A 1,510-nucleotide genomic window follows, 5' to 3' on the forward strand; every position below is an offset into this window, starting at 1 on the left:
AGACCGCAGCACCTCCGCTGCGCGATGCCGCGATCGTCAGCCGGCTGCGGCAGGCCGGCGCGGTTATCACCGGCAAGACCAACATGACCGAATTCGCCTTCACCGCGATCGGCGACAACCAGCATTTCGGCACGCCCGGCAATGCTGTGGACGCCAGCCGCATTCCGGGCGGTTCTTCTTCAGGCGCCGGCGTTTCCGTCGGCGAGGGCACGAGCGAAATATCGATCGGTTCCGACACCGGCGGTTCGATACGCATTCCGGCTTCACTCAACGGTGTCGTCGGCTTCAAGCCGACGGCGCGGCGCGTGCCGCTCGCCGGTGCGTTCCCACTGTCGGCCACGCTGGACTCGATCGGTCCGCTTGCCCGAACCGTCGCTCAGTGTGCCGCCGCCGACGCCGTGATGGCCGGTGAGGTGCCGGCCGCGCTGACGCCGATTGCCCTGGCAGGGCTTCGCATAGGCATTCCGCGCGGCGTCCTTTTCGAAGAGACGGAAGACGAGGTGGCGACCGCGTTCGACCGCTGCCTTGGCAAGATCGAGCAGACGGGCGCGCGGATCGAGGATCTGTCGATCGACGATCTGCTTGCCGATTTGCGCGCGGCCACCAAGCGTGGTTCGATCGCCGCGATGGAAGGGGCCGAAGTGCATGCCGACTGGCTGGCGACAGGAGCTTCGGTACCGGTCGACCCGCATGTCAGCGGACCTTTGTCGCGGGCAGCCATGCTGCCGACGCCTGTCTACATCCGGGCAATGCGCCGTCGTACAGCGCTCGCCGCCGCCATGGACGAGCGGCTGTCCTCGGTCGATGTGCTGGCCTTGCCGACCACACCGGTGACGGCGCCGACCATCGTCTCGATGTCTGACGACGCCGGGTTGCGTGACCGCACCGAAGGCCTGCTGCTGCGCAACACGCAGGTTGCCAACCAGTTCGATCTCTGCGCGATCTCGCTGCCGATGCCGGGCACTCAGCTGCCCGCCGGCTTGATGCTGGTGGCGCGCAACGGCCATGACCAACGCCTGCTGCGCATAGCAGCAGAGGTGGAGCAGCTGCTTGGCGCGTGAGCAGGGCTGAACCGCCCATCAGCGCGACGAACAGTGCTTGCGTTCGCTGTCCTTGGCGGTCCGTACGATACGGGTCGCGACCAGCCAGGGCAAATTGTACTCCTTGCCGGCGATCGTCTGGGTGCGGTGCTCGATCGAGCCCCTGACGACGATCTTGCCTGCATAAAGCGCGTCGGAAAGATCGGTTATGGCCTTGTCGGCCTGCGGCAGGCCGCTGGGGTCGATCGACACGCCCTTGATGATCGTCCCGGTGGCAAGGTCGAGTGCGCTGTTGGACGGGCAGGGCGCCTTGAAGCAGCGCAGCCCGTTGTCGCAATAGACATAACTGCTCTCGGCCGCGAATGCCGGCATGGCACAGAGCGAACAGGCAGCGACAAAGAGGAAGGCGAGACCGGGCATGGCTCTCAACGTCGCGGAGAATTGGGGCGAAACCGCGATGGGTTACAGGC

Annotated in this window: 2 protein-coding genes; one reads left to right on the plus strand and one right to left on the minus strand. The window is 66.1% G+C overall.

Annotated elements, in window-relative coordinates; genetic code table 11:
• Positions 1 to 1,061, plus strand: a 1,061-nt coding sequence (locus EN949_RS35160; protein WP_127371983.1) for an amidase, incomplete at its 5' end; no start/stop codon positions are given.
• Between the two features lie 18 nt (positions 1,062 to 1,079).
• Here EN949_RS35160 and EN949_RS35165 read toward each other — a convergent pair.
• Positions 1,080 to 1,412, minus strand: coding sequence for a hypothetical protein (locus tag EN949_RS35165; RefSeq protein WP_245469426.1), 333 nt, complete (start codon positions 1,410 to 1,412; stop codon positions 1,080 to 1,082).
• Positions 1,413 to 1,510 lie beyond the last annotated feature (98 nt).

The sequence above is a fragment of the Mesorhizobium sp. M7A.F.Ca.US.007.01.2.1 genome, assembly GCF_003998165.1.
GTDB classification, from domain to species: Bacteria; Pseudomonadota; Alphaproteobacteria; order Rhizobiales; family Rhizobiaceae; genus Mesorhizobium; species Mesorhizobium ciceri.